Annotated in this window: 16 protein-coding genes; 12 read left to right on the forward strand and 4 right to left on the reverse strand. The window is 67.9% G+C overall.

What is annotated here, in order from left to right; genetic code table 11:
• Positions 1 to 173: 173 nt before the first annotated feature.
• The 3 genes from BSZ14_RS00070 (at position 174) to BSZ14_RS00080 (ending at position 1,785) form a co-directional block, all read left to right on the forward strand.
• A complete protein-coding gene (locus BSZ14_RS00070) occupies positions 174 to 824 on the forward strand; it encodes a DUF6975 family protein (RefSeq protein WP_076709067.1) in 651 nt (216 codons plus the stop codon).
• A gap of 123 nt (positions 825 to 947) precedes the next feature.
• Complete coding sequence (locus BSZ14_RS00075; RefSeq protein ID WP_241823584.1) at positions 948 to 1,484, forward strand: CHAP domain-containing protein; 537 nt, start codon at positions 948 to 950, stop codon at positions 1,482 to 1,484.
• Positions 1,485 to 1,539: 55 nt separating this feature from the next.
• Positions 1,540 to 1,785, forward strand: a complete 246-nt coding sequence (locus BSZ14_RS00080) for a hypothetical protein (protein WP_076709069.1) — start codon at positions 1,540 to 1,542, stop codon at positions 1,783 to 1,785.
• A gap of 125 nt (positions 1,786 to 1,910) precedes the next feature.
• Here the strand turns inward: BSZ14_RS00080 and BSZ14_RS00085 are convergent, their stop codons facing one another.
• Entirely contained in the window at positions 1,911 to 3,005 is a 1,095-nt protein-coding gene (locus BSZ14_RS00085) for an anhydro-N-acetylmuramic acid kinase (RefSeq protein WP_076709072.1), read from the reverse strand.
• A gap of 118 nt (positions 3,006 to 3,123) precedes the next feature.
• Between BSZ14_RS00085 and rimO the strand changes: the two genes are divergently transcribed.
• Entirely contained in the window at positions 3,124 to 4,464 is a 1,341-nt protein-coding gene (gene rimO, locus BSZ14_RS00090; RefSeq protein ID WP_076709075.1) for a 30S ribosomal protein S12 methylthiotransferase RimO, read from the forward strand.
• Here the strand turns inward: rimO and BSZ14_RS00095 are convergent.
• Positions 4,448 to 4,837 carry an MAPEG family protein gene (locus tag BSZ14_RS00095; protein WP_076709077.1) on the reverse strand — a complete coding sequence of 130 codons (390 nt, stop codon included), beginning with the start codon at positions 4,835 to 4,837 and terminating at the stop codon, positions 4,448 to 4,450. The genes rimO and BSZ14_RS00095 overlap by 17 nt on opposite strands.
• 370 nt (positions 4,838 to 5,207) lie before the next feature.
• Here BSZ14_RS00095 and BSZ14_RS00100 point away from each other — a divergent pair, with 370 nt between their 5' ends.
• Positions 5,208 to 6,608, forward strand: coding sequence for a serine hydrolase domain-containing protein (locus BSZ14_RS00100; protein WP_076709080.1), 1,401 nt, complete (start codon positions 5,208 to 5,210; stop codon positions 6,606 to 6,608).
• Entirely contained in the window at positions 6,605 to 7,984 is a 1,380-nt protein-coding gene (locus tag BSZ14_RS00105; RefSeq protein ID WP_076709082.1) for a leucyl aminopeptidase family protein, read from the forward strand. Before BSZ14_RS00100 ends, BSZ14_RS00105 begins: the two co-directional genes overlap by 4 nt.
• 111 nt (positions 7,985 to 8,095) lie before the next feature.
• Here the strand turns inward: BSZ14_RS00105 and tpiA are convergent, their stop codons facing one another.
• Positions 8,096 to 8,842, reverse strand: coding sequence for a triose-phosphate isomerase (gene tpiA / locus BSZ14_RS00110; protein WP_076709085.1), 747 nt, complete (start codon positions 8,840 to 8,842; stop codon positions 8,096 to 8,098).
• Positions 8,843 to 8,977: 135 nt separating this feature from the next.
• Between tpiA and BSZ14_RS00115 the strand changes: the two genes are divergently transcribed.
• Positions 8,978 to 10,924: a peptidylprolyl isomerase gene (locus BSZ14_RS00115; RefSeq protein WP_076709086.1), complete on the forward strand. Its 1,947-nt coding sequence runs from the start codon at positions 8,978 to 8,980 to the stop codon at positions 10,922 to 10,924.
• Positions 10,911 to 12,416 (forward strand): anthranilate synthase component I, encoded by a 1,506-nt coding sequence (gene trpE, locus BSZ14_RS00120; protein ID WP_076709089.1) that lies wholly within the window; start codon positions 10,911 to 10,913, stop codon positions 12,414 to 12,416. The genes BSZ14_RS00115 and trpE overlap by 14 nt, the downstream gene beginning before the upstream one ends.
• A gap of 340 nt (positions 12,417 to 12,756) precedes the next feature.
• Here trpE and BSZ14_RS00125 read toward each other — a convergent pair whose 3' ends face one another.
• A complete protein-coding gene (locus tag BSZ14_RS00125) occupies positions 12,757 to 13,197 on the reverse strand; it encodes a hypothetical protein (protein WP_076709091.1) in 441 nt (146 codons plus the stop codon).
• A gap of 209 nt (positions 13,198 to 13,406) precedes the next feature.
• Here BSZ14_RS00125 and BSZ14_RS00130 point away from each other — a divergent pair, with 209 nt between their 5' ends.
• Genes BSZ14_RS00130 through moaC form a run of 4 tightly spaced genes read left to right on the forward strand, consistent with a single transcriptional unit; the run spans position 13,407 to position 16,250 of the window.
• Positions 13,407 to 14,021 carry an anthranilate synthase component II gene (locus tag BSZ14_RS00130; RefSeq protein ID WP_042483123.1) on the forward strand — a complete coding sequence of 205 codons (615 nt, stop codon included), beginning with the start codon at positions 13,407 to 13,409 and terminating at the stop codon, positions 14,019 to 14,021.
• Entirely contained in the window at positions 14,018 to 15,013 is a 996-nt protein-coding gene (gene trpD / locus BSZ14_RS00135; RefSeq protein WP_076709094.1) for an anthranilate phosphoribosyltransferase, read from the forward strand. The genes BSZ14_RS00130 and trpD overlap by 4 nt, the downstream gene beginning before the upstream one ends.
• Positions 15,010 to 15,786 (forward strand): indole-3-glycerol phosphate synthase TrpC, encoded by a 777-nt coding sequence (gene trpC, locus BSZ14_RS00140; protein ID WP_076709096.1) that lies wholly within the window; start codon positions 15,010 to 15,012, stop codon positions 15,784 to 15,786. The genes trpD and trpC overlap by 4 nt, the downstream gene beginning before the upstream one ends.
• Positions 15,783 to 16,250, forward strand: coding sequence for a cyclic pyranopterin monophosphate synthase MoaC (moaC, locus tag BSZ14_RS00145; RefSeq protein ID WP_076709099.1), 468 nt, complete (start codon positions 15,783 to 15,785; stop codon positions 16,248 to 16,250). Before trpC ends, moaC begins: the two co-directional genes overlap by 4 nt.
• Positions 16,251 to 16,308: the final 58 nt, after the last annotated feature.

Genomic DNA, 16,308 nt, shown 5'->3' on the forward strand with positions numbered 1-16,308 from the left:
GGCGCCGCCATCCCGCAAGCGCGATCCCGCGAACGGCGACTCCCGAACCTTTTTCCGTAACCAAACCAACGACTAAACCCGTAACGCAGGCTTTGCGGATTTCGTAAACCCGGCATTAACGAAATCTGGTTAGGGCAAGTCGCTTGGGCGCCCGGCCCTGTATCGGAACGGACATGGCGACGAGTACCGCTTTGGAATTTCAGAATGATCGTCGCGGCGACATCCGCGCGATCCTGGCGCAATCGGGCAGCGCCGGGCATCCGCACGTCCAGGCATTGCTGATGCCGCAGGTCCTGCTGCACGACCTGACCGATGCGGTTCATGCGGTCTGTGCGGTCCATGGCAACCATCCCTGCATGATCGATTATGCCATGGCGCGCGGGATCCAGCTCGAAACGCTCCCCTGGCTGATCCGGTCGTCCGACGCCTTTGCCTTTGAGCGCGCCTTTCTCGCCAACCTGACCTCGGCGGCGGGTCCACTGCCCTCCACCCCCGGCCAGGCGCAGACCGATGCCGCGCTGACCCAGCTTCGCCACACGCTGGAAATGCTCGCCAATTCGGACCGGCGGGGCTGTGCGACCGGCGCGGTGTCCGCGCTGATCCTCGACTGGCGCTCGATCCGGCAGGTGCTGGACCACGCGGCGCGGCGCTTCGGCCTGTTGCCCGCCCCCGGCCAGATGCCCGAACCGCTATGTGACGTGGAAGATGACGAAGCGAGCATCGGCCTGGCCCGTGCGCGCGGATTCGGGGCGACCCAGCTGCTCGTCCAGCATCGCGGCCTGTGGGACCTGCTGGAGGCGCGGGCGAGCGCGCGGCGCGGCTGATGCGCTCCCCGGGGTCTTCGACTGGTCGCGCGCCCGCCTCCGTCGATCTCCCTAGCGACATGTTAACCATCTTGAACAGTTGGGTATTCACGCAAATCCGATAGCTTGATCGGCATGAGAGGCATGGTGTCCAAAGCTATAGCATCGCTCTGCGCCCTGACGGTGATCCCGGCGGCCGATGCGCATTCGCTGCTCGACTATGTCGGGCAATGCGTTCCCTTCGCACGCCAAGCCTCCGGCATCGCGATCTATGGCGACGCCTGGACCTGGTGGTCCAAGGCCGAGGGCAAATATCCGCGCGGACGCACCCCGCGCGTCGGCGCGGTCGTCGTGTTCGAGAAGACCAGCCGCCTGCCGCTCGGCCATGTCGCGGTGGTCAGCCGCGTGGTCGAGGACCGGGTACTGATGCTGACCCACGCCAACTGGTCGCTCCAGAACGGCCAGCGTGGCCATGCCGAACAGGACGTGACCCTGTTCGACGTATCGCCGGGCAATGACTGGAGCCAGGTCAAGGTCTGGTTCCGCGACTCGGACGGCCTGGGCAGCTCGACCTATCCCATTTACGGCTTCATCTATGGCAAGGGCCATGCCGCGCCCGAGCTGACCAGCGACAAGCCGGATTATGTCGGCGCGCTGATCGACGCCTATGTCGCGCGCTGATGGACAGATGCCGCACCGCTGACATAGACTGATCGCCTGTCACGGGAGACGATCGATGATGTTGCTCGCGCTGTTGATGCTGTCCGCCGATCCGGCTACGCCGCCTTCGACCATGCCCGGCATCGGACAGGCCCAAGAACACTGTGTGCAGAAGGAAACGCGGGTGAGCCAGTCCGAGGCCTTCGCCGGTCCCCGCAAGCTGAACGAAATGCCGAACGCCGAGGCGCAGTTCGCCGTGGTTCGCCAGATGGACGGCTGCCCGGTCGCCGCCGTGGTGCCAACGAAAGCTAAGCGGCACTGATGTATTCCTCCCCTGCAAGGGGAGGTGGCGGTCCGAAAGGACTGACGGAGGGGTGTCACGGCCAGCGGTGACACCCCTCCACCATGCTTCGCATGGTCCCCCTCCCCTTGCAGGAGAGGAAAGTATCAGCCCGCCGAAGGCCGATGAACCACGCCGCCGGTCATCGCCTCCGGTACGCCGGTCGTGCCCGGAAAGCTGATCGCCCGCTCGCCCAAGCGCCGTACCGCCATATAGGCGAAGCCCTGCGCCTCCAGCGCGTCACCGTCCCAGCCCAGCGCATCGCTCGGCTCCGGCGTCAGCCCTGTCGTGGCCGCGATCATCGCCAGCATCGTGGCATTGTGCCGCCCACCGCCCGCGACCAGCAATCGCCGGGGCCGCTCGGGCAGGTGACCGAACGCCCGCGCCACGGTCTGCGCGGTAAAGGCGGTCAGCGTGGCCGCCCCATCCGCCGCCGACAGGCCCCGCGCGGGCTGAATGGTGAAGTCGTTGCGGTCGAGCGACTTGGGCGGCGCGAGGTCGAACCAGCCATTGTCCATCATCGTGTCGAGCACGGTCGGCTCGACCCGCCCGCTCGCCGCCATCTGGCCATTCGCATCATAGCGCTGGCCGGCTTCGGCCTCCATCCAGCTGTCGATCAGGCCGTTGGCGGGTCCGGTATCGAACGCGACCAGCGCGCCGTCACGGCCGATCCAGGTGATATTGGCGACACCGCCCAGATTGAGAAGCGCGACCGGTTTCTCCAGATCGGCGGCAAGTGCGGCGTGATAGATGGGGATCAGCGGCGCCCCCTGCCCGCCCGCCGCGACATCGGCCGAGCGGAAGTCGGACACGGTGACGATCCCGGTCGCATCCGCCAGCGCCTGTCCGTCGCCGATCTGCCAGGTCCAGCCGCGATCGGGGCGATGCGCGACCGTCTGGCCGTGAAAGCCGATGACATCGACCGCCGCCGCCTCGACGCCCGCATCGCGCAGCAGCTTCTGCACGACCATCGCATGGGTGCGCACGATCAGCTCGCCCGCCGCGACAATGGGCGGGCTGGCGCGCGGCCGGTCGAAGGTCAGGGCGAGCGCGGTCGCCTCGGCCAGTTCGGCGCGGGCGGAGTCCGAATAAGGTTCGGTGCGAAAGGCGATGGGCCGGACCAGCGCCTCGCCATCGGTTTCGATCAGCGCCGCGTCCACGCCGTCCAGCGACGTTCCCGACATCAATCCGATCGCCAGCATCGCGCCCCATCCTCTCGCTTCCGCGCCCATCCATGCCGGGATCGCACGCGCCTGTCGACCGGACTTCGCGCGCCATCTGGAAAAGCGGCTCGTTTTGGCTTATGGGCGCGGGCATCCCATGGCAACCAAACTCCCTACTCCGCCGCGTGTCGGCATGGTCTCGCTCGGCTGTCCCAAGAATCTGGTCGACAGCGAACGCATCCTGACGCAGCTCCGCGCCGACGGCTATCAGATGTCGCCCGACTATGCCGGGGCCGATGTCGTGCTGGTCAACACCTGCGGCTTTCTCGACTCCGCCAAGGAGGAAAGCTTGGAGGCGATTGGCGAGGCGATCAAGGAAAATGGCCGCGTCATCGTGACCGGCTGCATGGGCAAGGAAGCCGAGGCGATCCGCACCCGCTTCCCCGACGTGCTCGCGATCACCGGCGCGCATGAATATGAGCAGGTGGTGGAGGCCGTCCACGCCGCCGCGCCCGCGAACCTGTCGCCCTATATCGACCTGATCCCCGATGCCGGCCTGAAACTGACCCCGCGTCACTACAGCTATCTGAAGATTTCGGAGGGCTGCAACCACCGGTGCAGCTTCTGCATCATCCCGTCCTTACGCGGCGATCTGGTCAGCCGCCGCCCCGACGCGATCCTGCGCGAGGCGGAAAAGCTGGTCGCGGCGGGCACGCGCGAACTGCTGGTCATCAGCCAGGACACTTCCGCCTATGGCATCGACATTCGCAAGGAACCGCGGATGTGGAAGGGGCAGGAGGTCGTGCCGCACATGACCGATCTCGCCCGCGAACTGGGCAAGATCGCGCCATGGGTACGCCTGCACTATGTCTATCCCTATCCGCATGTGGATCAGGTGATCCCGCTGATGGCGGAAGGGCTGGTACTGCCTTATCTGGACATTCCGTTCCAGCACGCCGCGCCGTCCGTCCTCAAGCGGATGAAGCGCCCCGGCAACGACGCCAAGGTGTTGCAGCGCATCCACCAGTGGCGCGACATCTGCCCCGATATCGCGATCCGCTCGACCTTCGTCGTCGGCTTCCCCGGCGAGACGGAGGAGGATTTCGAATATCTGCTCGACTGGCTGGATGAAGCCCAGCTCGACCGGGTCGGCGCCTTCCGCTTCGAGCCGGTCGAGGGCGCCGCCGCCAATGCCCTGCCCGACCACGTCCCCGAGGAGGTGAAGGAAGAGCGTTACGCGCGGATCATGGAAAAGACCGCCGCCATCTCCGCCGCCAAGCTCGCCGCGAAGGTGGGCCGCACCCTGCCCGTCATCATCGACGCGGTGGACGAGGAAGGTGGTGCGACCGGACGGTCCCAGGCCGACGCCCCCGAGATCGACGGCGAAGTCTTCCTGCGTGATGCCGGGCATCTGTCGGTCGGCGATATTGTGCCCGTCGCCATCGAGGATGCCGACGAGCATGACCTGTACGGCGTGCCCGTCACAGGAAACGAATGAGCATCATCACGATCCCGGCCATCGACACCAGATAGGCCAGCGACCGCACATAGCGGACGCCGAAGATATATAGCGGCACATAGGCGACCCGCGCGAGGAACCACACCCACGCGCCGGTCGCCGCCACCCCGCCGCTTTGCCCGGTGACAGCGAGGCCCAAAGCGAGCGCCACGAAGACCGGCCAGGTCTCGCGAAAATTGGTCGAGGCGCGCTCGGCCCGACCCGCATAGCGCCCCAATGGCGCAGGCGTCCCGTCGCGCGGGCCTGCATTCCAGCCTATGCCCCGGTCCAGCGTCGCCAGCTGCGATTGCAGCGCGATATGAATGAACAGCAAGATGATCGACCAGCCAAGGATGGTCAGTTCGGTGGTCATTCCGTGCCTCCCACTACTACCCCGGCGAAGGCCGGAGCCTAGATGCCATGCCGCCGAGGGTGCGCCATGGCTGCTCCAACGCAAGGTATCGCAACTGGACCCCGGCCTTCGCCGGGGTGAAGCGGAAAAACCGTACCCACCCTCCGTTCAGCCTGAGCGTCGTCGAAGGCCAAGGGAATCCCTCTCCACGCGACCACCGATCAAGCGTGGCGAATGTGGAAGCGTGGCCTTCGACTTCGCTCAGGCTGAACGGAGGGGGGAAAAGCCTATCTCCCCAAAGCTGTTCAGGCCGCGCGAAGTCGAAGCCCACGCTTCCACGCCCCCAACCACCCCGTTGCGCCCTCCCCGCAAACCTGCTTCCTTGGGCACCATGAGATACCCCATACTGCTGGCGGCGATCGCGTTCATCGCCCCTGCCCCGCTGCTCGCCCAGGCCCTGACCCCGGCGGAAACCCAAAAGATCGATGCGCTGGTGACGAAGACGCTGGCCGACACCGGCGTCCCCTCCGCCTCGATCGCGGTGGTGCGCGGCGGCAGGATCGTACTTGCCAAGGCGTACGGCAAACAGTTCGAGGGCCAGACCGGCCCCGCCGACCCGAAACTCCCCTATCAGATCGCCTCGGTGTCCAAGCAGTTCACCGCCGCCGCGATCCTGTTGCTGGCGGACGAGGGCAAGCTGTCGCTCGACGACACCGTGTCGAAATACGTCCCCGGCGTCACCGACGGTGACAAGATCACCATCCGCCAGTTGCTCAGCCACACCTCGGGCCTGCGCGACTATTGGCCGCAGGATTACAGCTTCAAGGCCATGGCAACCCCGACCACGCCGCAGGGTATCGTCGACCGCTGGGCCAAGGCCCCGCTCGACTTCAAGCCCGGCACGCAATGGCAATATTCCAACACCGGCTATGTCGTGGCGGGCATGATCGTCGAGAAGGTGTCGGGCCAGCCGCTGCTCCAGTTCCTTCAGACCCATGTCTTCCAGCCGCTCGGCATTCGCGCGCTGGATCAGGACAAGGCCATCGGCCCAGGCTTCCCGCAGGGCTATCTCCGCCACGCGCTCGGCCCGGTTCGGGTCGAGAAGCCCGCCGCGCCCGGCTGGCTCTACGCGGCAGGCGAACTGTCCATGTCGGCCGAAGACCTGGCCAAATGGGATATCGCGCGGATGAACCGCACGCTGCTTCCGCCAAAGGACTGGGCCGAGCAGGAAACGCCGGTCAACCTGACCGATGGCTCCAACACCGGCTATGGCCTGGGCGTAGGGATCGCGGTCGCCGACGGGCACCGCATGATCGAGCATAGTGGCGAGGCGGTCGGCTTCCTCACCGAGAATATCGTGTATCCCGAAGACAAGGCCGCGATCGTGGTCGAGGTCAATGCCTGGTTCGCCGATGCTCAGAACCGGATCGCCAAGGGTATCACCGACATCATCCTGCCTCCGTCCAAGACGGGTGATGCAGACGCGAGCGCGCTCGATCGGACCAAGGCCGTCTATGCGCAGTTGCAGGCGGGCCATCTCGACCGCGCGCTGCTGACCGAGGATGCCGCCTATTATTTCACGCCGACGACGCTGGCCGACTACCGGACCAGCCTGTCGCCCCTGGGCGCGCCGACCAAGATCGAACAGGCGGGTCGCACGCGCCTGCGCGGCGGGTTCGTCAACCGCTCCTACCGCGTGACCTATCCGGGTCGCACGCTTCGGATCAGCACCTATGCCGAGCCCGGCACCAACGGAAAGATCGAACAATTCCTCGTGAGCCCCGCCGAATGATGGACTTCGCCCCCCTGCTCCAGCCCGATCGCGGACAGCCCGCCCGGACGATCACGCTGCTGACCGCCGATGGGTTCGCCGAATGGCTGTCGCGTCAGTCCGCCGCCACCCGCGCGCTGGCAACGGCGCAGCGTTTCGCGGCCAAGCCCGACACGCATCTGCTGCTACCCCAGGACGGCGACGTCGCGGTTGTGGCGGGCGTCGCCAAGGCCGCCAGCCCCTGGTCGCTCGCCAAGCTGGCCGAGGCGTTGCCGGAGGGCCAATATCGGCTCAACGGGACCGAGGTCGGCGCCAATGCGCTGGGCTGGCTGCTCGGCCAGTATCGCTTCACCCGCTATCGCAAGGGTGACGACATCGGACCGCGCATGCTGCTGACCCGCGACGTCGCGCATCGCGACGAAATGATTCGCCTCGCCGCCGCAACCGCGCAGGTTCGCGATCTGGTCAATACCGGCGCGGGCGACCTCGGCCCGGCCGAACTGGAGGCGGAGGCCGAAGCGCTGGCCCGCACCCATCACGCCCAGCTTATGGTGACGAGCGGCGATGCGCTGGCCCGCGACTATCCGATGATCCATGCGGTCGGCCAGGCCGCCACCCGCGAACGCGCACCCCGGCTGATCGAACTGCACTGGGGCGATCCCGCCCATCCGCGCATCGCGATCGTCGGCAAGGGCGTGTGTTTCGACACCGGCGGGCTGGATATCAAGCCCTCGGCCGGAATGCGGCTGATGAAAAAGGACATGGGCGGCGCGGCCCACGCGCTGGCGCTGGCGAGCCTGGTCATGGCGGCGCGCCTGCCGGTCCGGCTCCACCTGCTGATCCCGGCGGTCGAGAATGCGGTGTCGGCGGCGTCCTTCCGCCCCGGCGACGTACTCAAGACCCGCAAGGGCGTGACGGTCGAGAACACGAATACCGATGCCGAGGGCCGGTTGATCCTGGGCGACGCGCTGACCCGTGCGGGCGAGGAAAAGCCCGATCTGATCCTCGACTTCGCGACGCTGACCGGCGCGGCGCGCGTGGCGCTCGGCCCCGACCTGCCGCCGCTGTTCACCGATGACGAGCCGCTGGCGGCGGACCTGCTCGCAGCGGCGGCGAGCGAGGACGATCCCGTATGGCGGATGCCGCTTTGGGATGGGTATGACGACATGCTGAAGTCCGACATCGCCGACATGGTCAATGCGCCCGATGGCGGCTTTGCGGGGGCGATCACGGCGGCGCTGTTCCTGCGGCGCTTTGTGCCGAAGGATACGGCCTGGGCGCATCTCGATGTCTTTGCCTGGCGGCCTTCGGGCAAGCCGGGGCGGCCCAAGGGGGGCGATGCCTATGCCCTGCGTGCGGCGTATCGGATGTTGAAGGAGCGGTATTCGGGGGCTTGAGGCAAGGTTCCAGCGTGGCCTTCGACTACGCTCAGGCTGAACGGCGGTTGGGAATTGCCCCCCACAGCCGTTCACGCTGAGCGAAGTCGAAGCGTACGCCCTGCCGCGCCCTTACAACCCCGCCGCCGCCTCGATGATCGGCACGAACTTCGCCGCGGTCAGGCTCGCCCCGCCGACCAGCGCGCCGTCGACATTCTCGACCGCCAGCAGCACGGCGGCGTTCTCGCCCGTCACCGATCCGCCGTACAGGATCCGCACCCCGTCCGCCGCATCGCCGATCAGCATCCGCAGCTTGGCGCGCGCGATGGCATGGATGCTGGCGATCTCGTCCACGGTCGGCGTCCGCCCCGTCCCGATCGCCCAGCGCGGTTCATAGGCGAGCGTGAACCAGCTGCCATCCGCATTGTCGGGCACGGACTTCTCGATCTGCGCCTGCACGACGCGTTCGGCGCGGCCCGCATTGCGCTCCGCCTCGGTCTCGCCGCAGCACAGGATGACGTTCAGCCCCTGGCGATGCGCCGCCGCCGCCTTGGCCCAGGCGTCCTGGCTGGTTTCACCCTGGTCGGCGCGGCGTTCCGAATGGCCGACGATGGTGAAGCGCGCGCCCGCTTCCTGGACCATCGCCGCCGACACGCAGCCTGTATGCGCCCCCGAATCGGCCTCATGCACGTCCTCCGCCCCGATCGCCAGACCGGGTGCCCGATCGGCGGCGGGGGCGATCAGGGTGAAGGGCACCGCAACCGCCACATCGACGTTCGGCGCGGCCTCGGCAGCGCTCGCGATGGCATCCAGCTCGGCCAGTGCCGCGCGCGAGCCGTTCATCTTCCAGTTGCCCGCCACCAGTTTGCGCCGTGCCATTTGAGGCTCCCCGATTGAGTCGCATGTTATACGTGTTCAACACCGATAGCGGATCGTGCATTTCGCACAAGCTTGATGCCGAGCGACCTCGCCCCTAAAGCGGGACACGTTTTTGTCTTTGCCGATCGGTCGTCCATGCTCAGCTTCTTCCGCCGGATCATCAATTCCAAGGCCGGCGTCGTCGTGACCTTCATCGTGCTGGGCGTGATCGCGATCGCGTTCGCGGCCGGTGACGTCACCAACATCGCAGGCATGGCGGGCGGCCTGAACGGCTCCGACGTCGCCAAGGTCGGCAGCGCGAAGGTCACCGCCAACGACCTGCGCACCGCCGCGCAGAACGAGGTCGCGGCCTATCGCCAGGAACAGCCGGGCCTCGACATGGCGCAATTCGTCGCGGCCGGCGGGTTCGAGGGCGTGCTCCAGCGCGAGATCACCGGCCTGGCGCTCGAACAGTTCGGCAAGCAGCAGGGCATGGTCGTCTCGCGCCGCCTGGTCGACGGCCAGATCGCCTCGATCCCGGCGTTTCGCGGCCCTAACGGCCAGTTCGACCCGGCGCTCTACCAGCAGCTCCTGGCCCAGCGGAAGATGACCGATGCGCAGGTCCGCACCGATATCGAGCGGTCGACCTTCGCGCAGCAGCTGACCATCCCGACCATCGGCGCGACGCAGTTCGCGACGCAGATGGCGCTGCCCTATGCTTCGCTCCTGCTCGAAAAGCGGCAGGGCGAGGTCGGCTATATCCCGACCCGCCTGGTTCCCGCCGGGGCCGCGCCGAGCGACGCCGATATCCAGACTTTCTATAATCGCAATGTCCAGCGCTACACGCTGCCGGAGCGTCGCGCGGTCCGCTATGCGGTCGTCAGCCCCGCCGCCGTCGCCGCCAAGGCGACGCCCAGCGATGCAGAGATCGCCCGCTATTACCAGACCAACCAGTCGCGCTATGCCGCGACCCAGAAGCGGGACGTGACCCAGGTCATCGTCGCCGATCAGGCGGGCGCCAATGCGCTGGCCGCCAAGGCGAAAGGCGGCACGTCGCTGGCCGAGGCCGCGCGCGCCGCCGGGCTGGAGGCCTCGGTGCAGAAGGGCGTCGACAAGGCCGCCTATACCACCCAGGCCTCGGCCGCCGTCGCCGATGCCGTGTTCGGCGCGCCGCAGGGCGGCGTGATCGGCCCGGTGCGCGGGACGCTCGGCTTCGTCGTCGCCAAGGTCGATGCGATCACCCAGGTGCCCGGCAAGTCGCTGGCCCAGGCGCGCCCCGAAATCGTCACGGAATTGACCAAGCAGAAGCAGGCCGCCGCGCTGGGTGAGATGCGCAATGCGATCGAGGACGCGCTGTCGGGCAACGCCACGTTCGACGAGGTGGTCGCCGACCGCAAGCTGCAGGCACAGGCCACGCCCGCCGTCACCGCACAGGGCGCCGCACCCGACGCACCTGCCTTCCAGCCCACGCCCGAACAGCGCGCGATGATCACCGCGGCCTTCACCGCCGAACAGGGCGACGCGCCGCAGATCGTGCCGATCGGCCAGGACGGCGGCTTCGCGGTCGTCGGCGTCGGCCAGATCCAGCGCTCCGCCCCGCGTCCGCTGGCGCAGGTGCGTAGTCAGGTGCTTGCCGACCTGACCGCCGACCGCGCGCGTACCGCCGCCCGTGCGCTCGCCAATGCCGTGCTCGCCAAGGTGAACAAGGGCATGCCGATGGCGCAGGCGCTGAAGGAAACCGGGCTGGCGGTGCCGCCGGTTCGTCCGATCACCGCCTCGCGCCGCGATCTGGCCGCCGCGCAGAACTCGCCCGCCGCCGCCCCGCTCGCGCTGCTGTTCTCGATGCCGCAGAACAAGGCCCGCACGCTGGCCGCGCCGCAGAATGAAGGCTGGTACATCATCCGCGTGACCAAGATCGAACCGGGCAACGCGACCGGCAACGACGCCGCGATCCGCGCCGCGCGCGGCGATATCGGTCGCCTGATCGGCCGCGAATATGTCTCGCAGTTCGCCCGCGCCGTTCGCGACACGGTCGTCGTCAAGACCGATCCCAAGGCGATCGCCAAGACCCGCTCGGAGCTGCTGAACAATGGGAGCAACTGAGCGCAGCGCGGCTGAACGGCTGGCCGATGGTCAGCCACAGCTGATCTGGCGTCGGCAGATCGCCGACACCGAAACGCCGGTCGCCGCCGCGCTGAAGCTGATCGAGCCGGGGCGCGGCGACTTCCTGCTCGAATCGGTCGAGGGCGGCGCGACGCGCGGGCGGTACAGCCTGATCGGCCTCGCCCCCGACCTCGTCTTCCGCGCCGATGGTCATGCCGCCGCGATCAACCGCCACTGGGCGACGAACCGCGATGCGTTCGCGCCGTGCGATGCACCGACGCTCGCGGCGCTTCGCACCTTGGTCGCCGAATGCCGCGCCGAAATGCCCGAGGGGCTACCTTCGGTCCTCGCCTGTCTGGTCGGTTATTTCGGCTATGAGACGGTGGGGCTGGTCGAGGCGCTGCCCCAGCCCGAGGCCGATCCGCTCGGCCTGCCCGACATGATCTTCGTGCGGCCGACGGTCATTCTCGTCTTCGACCGGCTGGCCGACGCGCTGTATCTGGTCGCCCCCGTCTGGCCGGATGCGGCGCGCGATGCCGCCCGGATGATCGCGGACGCGGAGGAGCGGCTGGACGCCACCGCCGCGCGCCTGGCGACCGCCACCCTGCCCGCCCCGGTTCGCGCCGAGCTGCCCGAACCCGCCTACGAACCGGCGCTTCCGCCCGGGCGCTACGCCGAGATGGTCGCGCGGGCGAAGGACTATATCGTCGCGGGCGATATCTTTCAGGTGGTGCTGGCGCAGCGTTTCTCCGCGCCCTTCACGCTGCCGCCGTTCGAGCTGTACCGCAGCCTGCGGCGGATCAACCCCTCGCCCTTCCTCTACCACCTCGACCTGCCGGGCTTTTCGCTGATCGGGTCGAGCCCGGAAATCCTGGTCCGCGTCCGCAATGACGAAGTGACGATCCGCCCGATCGCGGGCACCCGCCCCCGTGGCAAGACCCGGGCGGAGGATGCCGCCAATCGCGACAGCCTGCTCGCCGACCCCAAGGAACGCGCCGAGCATCTGATGCTGCTGGACCTGGGCCGCAACGATGTCGGCCGTGCGTCGTCGGCGGGCAGCGTACGCGTGACGGACAGCTATACGGTCGAGTTCTACAGCCACGTCATGCACATCGTGTCGAACGTCGTCGGGCATCTGGCCGATGACAAGGACGCACTCGACGCGCTGTTCGCGGGCTTCCCGGCGGGCACGGTCAGCGGCGCGCCCAAGGTCCGTGCCTGCCAGATCATCGCCGAGCTGGAGCCGGAGCGGCGCGGTCCTTATGCGGGCGGCGTCGGCTATTTCTCGCCCGACGGCTCGATGGATTCGTGCATCGTGCTGCGCACGGCGGTGGTGAAGGATGGCACCATCCATGTCCAGGCGGGCGCTGGCATCGTCGCCGACAGCGACCCGGCCTATGAGCAGCGCGAATGCGAGGCCAAGGCGGGCGCCATGCTCGCCGCCGCGCGCGACGCGGTCGCGCGGGCCGGTGAAGGCGGTTTCGGGCAGTAGAACGAGGCTCATCGGCCGCCACCGCCCTTACAACAACCGTTTCCTCCATTCAGCCTGAGCGAAGTCGAAGGCCACGCTCAGGCTAAAGCTGAAAGCGATCAGCATTACACGGTTTTAGCCCCTCCCCTTCAGGGGAGGGGTTGGGGTATCGCCATGGGCGTTTCGCTTGCGGAAGCGCCCCACCCCCGGCCCCTCCCCTGAAGGGGAGGGGTGAGCAGAGTTGATCGTTTTCGACTCTGGGCGTGGCCTTCGACTTCGCTCAGGCTGAACGGAGGTGAGGGCCAGGGATGATTTCAGACGCACGTTTTGCGATCAAGGATTGCGGGCAGGCAATTCGCCCTTATTCCCCGTCGCCCGCAGGCGGCGTCGCCTCGGCGCGGCGCGCACGGCGGTCGGCCTGATATTGCTGGTTCCACAGGATGCTGCATCCGCTCTGGCCGCCCGTGCCCACCGGCGAGCAGGTGTCCGGGATACCGCCCGCGACGCGACCGACCTGATCCATGGTCGCGGCGCGGTTGACCCAGCTCTGGTTCTGCGCCGGGATCGGCTTGTCGTCACGCAGGGCCTTGGGAATCCGATAGGGTTCGTCGTCCCGGCCGCAGACCACGACCTCCTCCGCCGTGCTCTCGGGGCATTTCTGGTCGCCGGTCAGCGTGACGTTGCGCACCCGCTTGGGCGGCTGCCCGGTGCTGGCCTGCGCCTGGTCCGAGGTCGCCGCTTGCTGGGCAAAAGCCGTCGCCGGGGTCAGCAACAGGGCGGCAATCAGGGCGGCTCGAACCATGGTGACGAAAACTCCTTATCGCCTGATAACGTCGGACGCCCTTCATGGCTCCATGCTGAACGAAGCCCGGTAAAGGCCGATTTCCGGCGGAATTGCGGCGTTATGTCGCATGATCGGACATTGCGCCACCGTCGCGGCGATCGCACCGCCTGGCATGGGCGATGTGAACGGGGCGTTGCACCGCCCGCGCGATCGGCTATGGCGGTGCCATGATCCTGGTCGTCGACAATTACGACAGCTTCACCTGGAACCTCGTCCATTATCTTCAGGAATTGGGCAGCGAGGTAGAGGTGGTCCGCAACGACGCGATCTCGGCGGGCCAAGCGCTCTCGTCGGGGGCGCAAGCCTTTCTCATCTCCCCCGGCCCCTGCACGCCGACCGAGGCGGGCGTCAGCCTGGACCTGGTCGCCGCCGCCGCCGACGCGGGCCGCCCGTTGCTGGGCGTGTGCCTGGGCCATCAGGCGATCGGCCAGCATTTCGGCGGCCTGGTCGAGCGTGGCGGCCTGATGCACGGCAAGACCTCGCCGGTGCTGCATGACGGCACCGGGTTGTTCCGGGGCCTGCCCTCGCCGTTCACCGCGACGCGCTATCATTCGCTGATCGTCAACGATGTGCCCGACAGCCTGGTCGTCAATGCGCGCGCCGAGGACGGGACGGTGATGGGCTTCCGCCATGCGACGCTGCCCATCCACGGCGTCCAGTTCCACCCCGAGAGCATCGCCACCGAATATGGCCATGCCATGCTCGCCAATTTCCTGCGCGAAGCGGGCGTGGCGCATGAACTGCCCGAGCGGCTGCGCCCGCCGGTCGAGAACGCCGCGTGACGACTGTCGCGCTTCTGCCAGATGCCGCCAGCCCGCTGTCGCGCGAGACGGCGGCCGCGGCATTTGCCGACATATTGGACGGTCGCGCCGAGGATGCGGCGATCGCCGCCTTCCTGATCAGCCTGACCGAGCGCGGTGAAACCTCGATCGAAATCGCCGAGGCCGCCCGGGCGATGCGTCAGCGGTTGATCCCGATCGAAGCACCCAAGGGGACCGTCGATGTCTGCGGGACCGGGGGCGATGGCCATCATACCCTCAACGTCTCCACCGCCGTGTCGCTGGTCGTGGCGGCGCTGGGCGTGCCGGTCGCCAAGCATGGCAACCGCGCCGCTTCGTCCAAGGCGGGTGCGGCCGATACGCTGGAAGTGCTCGGCCTCGACATGGAACGCGCTGGGGCGGTGGCGCAGGCCAGTCTCAACGATATCGGCATCGCCTTCCTGTTCGCCGCCAACCATCATCCGGCCATGGCGCGGATCACCCCGATCCGGCGTGCGATCGGGCGGCGGACGATCTTCAACCTGATGGGTCCGCTCGCCAATCCGGCGCATGTCGGGCGCCAGCTGATCGGCATCGCGCGGCCCGACTATGCGACCGTCTATGCCGAGGCGCTGGAGCAGCTGGGGGCCGAGACTGCGCTGGTCGTCTCGGGCGAGGAAGGGCTGGACGAGCTGTCCGGCGCAGGCCCCAGCATCGCGGTTTCGGTCGGCGACATTGCCGCGCCCGCCACCATCACGCCTGAGGATGCGGGCCTGCCCCGCCATCCCATCACCGCCATTCGTGGCGGCGACGCGCGGCACAATGCCGAGGCGCTTCGCCGCCTTCTCGCCGGCGAGCCGGGCGCGTATCGCGACGCGGTTCTCCTCAACGCCGCCGCCGCGCTGCTGGTCGCCGGGCATAGCACCGACCTTCGCCAAGGCGCGGTCGCCGCCGCCCGCGCCATCGATACCGGCGAGGCCGCGGCGCTTCTCGATCGATGGATTGCTTACCGATGACGATGCTCGACCGCATCCTGGAAACCAAGCGCGCCGATGTCGCCGCGCGCAAGGCGACCATGTCCCATGCCGACCTCGACGCCAAGATCGCGACCGTCTCTGCGCCGCGCGGGTTCCGTGCCGCGCTGGACGCCAAGACCGGCCATGCGCTGATCGCCGAGGTGAAGAAGGCCAGCCCCTCCAAGGGGCTGATCCGCGCCGATTTCGATCCCCCCGCCCATGCCCGCGCCTATGAAGCGGGGGGCGCGGCCTGCCTGTCGGTGCTGACCGACGAGCGATGGTTCCAGGGGGCCGATGTGTTCCTGGAACAGGCCCGCGCAGCCGTGTCGATCCCGGTTCTGCGCAAGGATTTCATGGTCGATCCCTGGCAGGTACATGAATCGCGCGCGCTGGGAGCAGACGCGATCCTCATCATCGTAGCGGCCCTGGACGACACCCAGATGCAGGAGATCGAGGCCGCGGCGATCGAGTGCGGCATGGACGCGCTGGTCGAGGTCCACGACGCCGCCGAGATGGAGCGGGCAGCCCGGCTGAAATCCCGGCTGATCGGGGTGAACAACCGCGATCTCAGGGATTTCACCGTCGATTTTCAGCGCACCTATGAGCTGGTCGCCCATGCCCCCGCCGGCAGCACCTTCGTGGCCGAGAGCGGCCTGACCAGCCGTGAGGATCTGGACGCGATGGCCGCGCACGGCATCCGCTGCTTCCTCGTCGGCGAAGCGCTGATGCGCCAGCAGGATGTCGAGGCGGCGACCCGCGCGCTGATCGGATGAGCGGCCTCACCCATCTCGACGAAGAGGGTTCGGCCCGCATGGTCGATGTCGGGGCCAAGATGGTCACGGCGCGCCAGGCGGTGGCGCAAGGTCGCATCACCATGAGCCGCGACGCCGCCGCCGCGATCCGCGCGGGCAGTGTCCAGAAGGGCGATGTGCTGGCGGTCGCGCGGGTGGCGGGCATCATGGCCGCCAAGAAGACCAGCGACCTCATCCCGCTTTGCCACCCCCTGCCGCTGAGCAAGGTGGAGATCGACCTGGCGCTGGACGAAGCAGGCGTGACCGCCACCGCCACCGCCGCCACGGCGGGCCAGACCGGCGTCGAGATGGAGGCGCTGACCGCCGTATCGGTGACGCTGCTGACCGTCTATGACATGGCAAAGGCACTCGATAAGCGCATGGTGATCGGTGATATTCGCCTGATCGCCAAGACGGGCGGCAAGTCGGGCGACTGGCACGCCTGACGCTTCCGATACGCGGAACGGACGCTGCCCGAAAGCGTCCTAGGGCCAAAAGGAGCGA

Source organism: Sphingomonas sp. Sph1(2015) (genome assembly GCF_001970915.1).
GTDB lineage: Bacteria > Pseudomonadota > Alphaproteobacteria > Sphingomonadales > Sphingomonadaceae > Sphingomonas > Sphingomonas parapaucimobilis.

What these genes read in the sequence shown, in the direction of transcription:
- BSZ14_RS00085 (WP_076709072.1), bottom strand. Translation starts at nt 3,005, where the DNA reads ATGCTGGCGATCGGATTGATGTCGGGAACGTCGCTGGACGGCGTGGAC.
- rimO (WP_076709075.1), top strand. Translation starts at nt 3,124, where the DNA reads ATGGCAACCAAACTCCCTACTCCGCCGCGTGTCGGCATGGTCTCGCTC.
- BSZ14_RS00125 (WP_076709091.1), bottom strand. Translation starts at nt 13,197, where the DNA reads ATGGTTCGAGCCGCCCTGATTGCCGCCCTGTTGCTGACCCCGGCGACG.
- BSZ14_RS00105 (WP_076709082.1), top strand. Translation starts at nt 6,605, where the DNA reads ATGATGGACTTCGCCCCCCTGCTCCAGCCCGATCGCGGACAGCCCGCC.
- BSZ14_RS00095 (WP_076709077.1), bottom strand. Translation starts at nt 4,837, where the DNA reads ATGACCACCGAACTGACCATCCTTGGCTGGTCGATCATCTTGCTGTTC.
- BSZ14_RS00070 (WP_076709067.1), top strand. Translation starts at nt 174, where the DNA reads ATGGCGACGAGTACCGCTTTGGAATTTCAGAATGATCGTCGCGGCGAC.
- trpC (WP_076709096.1), top strand. Translation starts at nt 15,010, where the DNA reads ATGACGATGCTCGACCGCATCCTGGAAACCAAGCGCGCCGATGTCGCC.
- BSZ14_RS00100 (WP_076709080.1), top strand. Translation starts at nt 5,208, where the DNA reads ATGAGATACCCCATACTGCTGGCGGCGATCGCGTTCATCGCCCCTGCC.
- BSZ14_RS00115 (WP_076709086.1), top strand. Translation starts at nt 8,978, where the DNA reads ATGCTCAGCTTCTTCCGCCGGATCATCAATTCCAAGGCCGGCGTCGTC.
- BSZ14_RS00080 (WP_076709069.1), top strand. Translation starts at nt 1,540, where the DNA reads ATGATGTTGCTCGCGCTGTTGATGCTGTCCGCCGATCCGGCTACGCCG.
- trpE (WP_076709089.1), top strand. Translation starts at nt 10,911, where the DNA reads ATGGGAGCAACTGAGCGCAGCGCGGCTGAACGGCTGGCCGATGGTCAG.
- BSZ14_RS00130 (WP_042483123.1), top strand. Translation starts at nt 13,407, where the DNA reads ATGATCCTGGTCGTCGACAATTACGACAGCTTCACCTGGAACCTCGTC.
- BSZ14_RS00075 (WP_241823584.1), top strand. Translation starts at nt 948, where the DNA reads ATGGTGTCCAAAGCTATAGCATCGCTCTGCGCCCTGACGGTGATCCCG.
- moaC (WP_076709099.1), top strand. Translation starts at nt 15,783, where the DNA reads ATGAGCGGCCTCACCCATCTCGACGAAGAGGGTTCGGCCCGCATGGTC.
- tpiA (WP_076709085.1), bottom strand. Translation starts at nt 8,842, where the DNA reads ATGGCACGGCGCAAACTGGTGGCGGGCAACTGGAAGATGAACGGCTCG.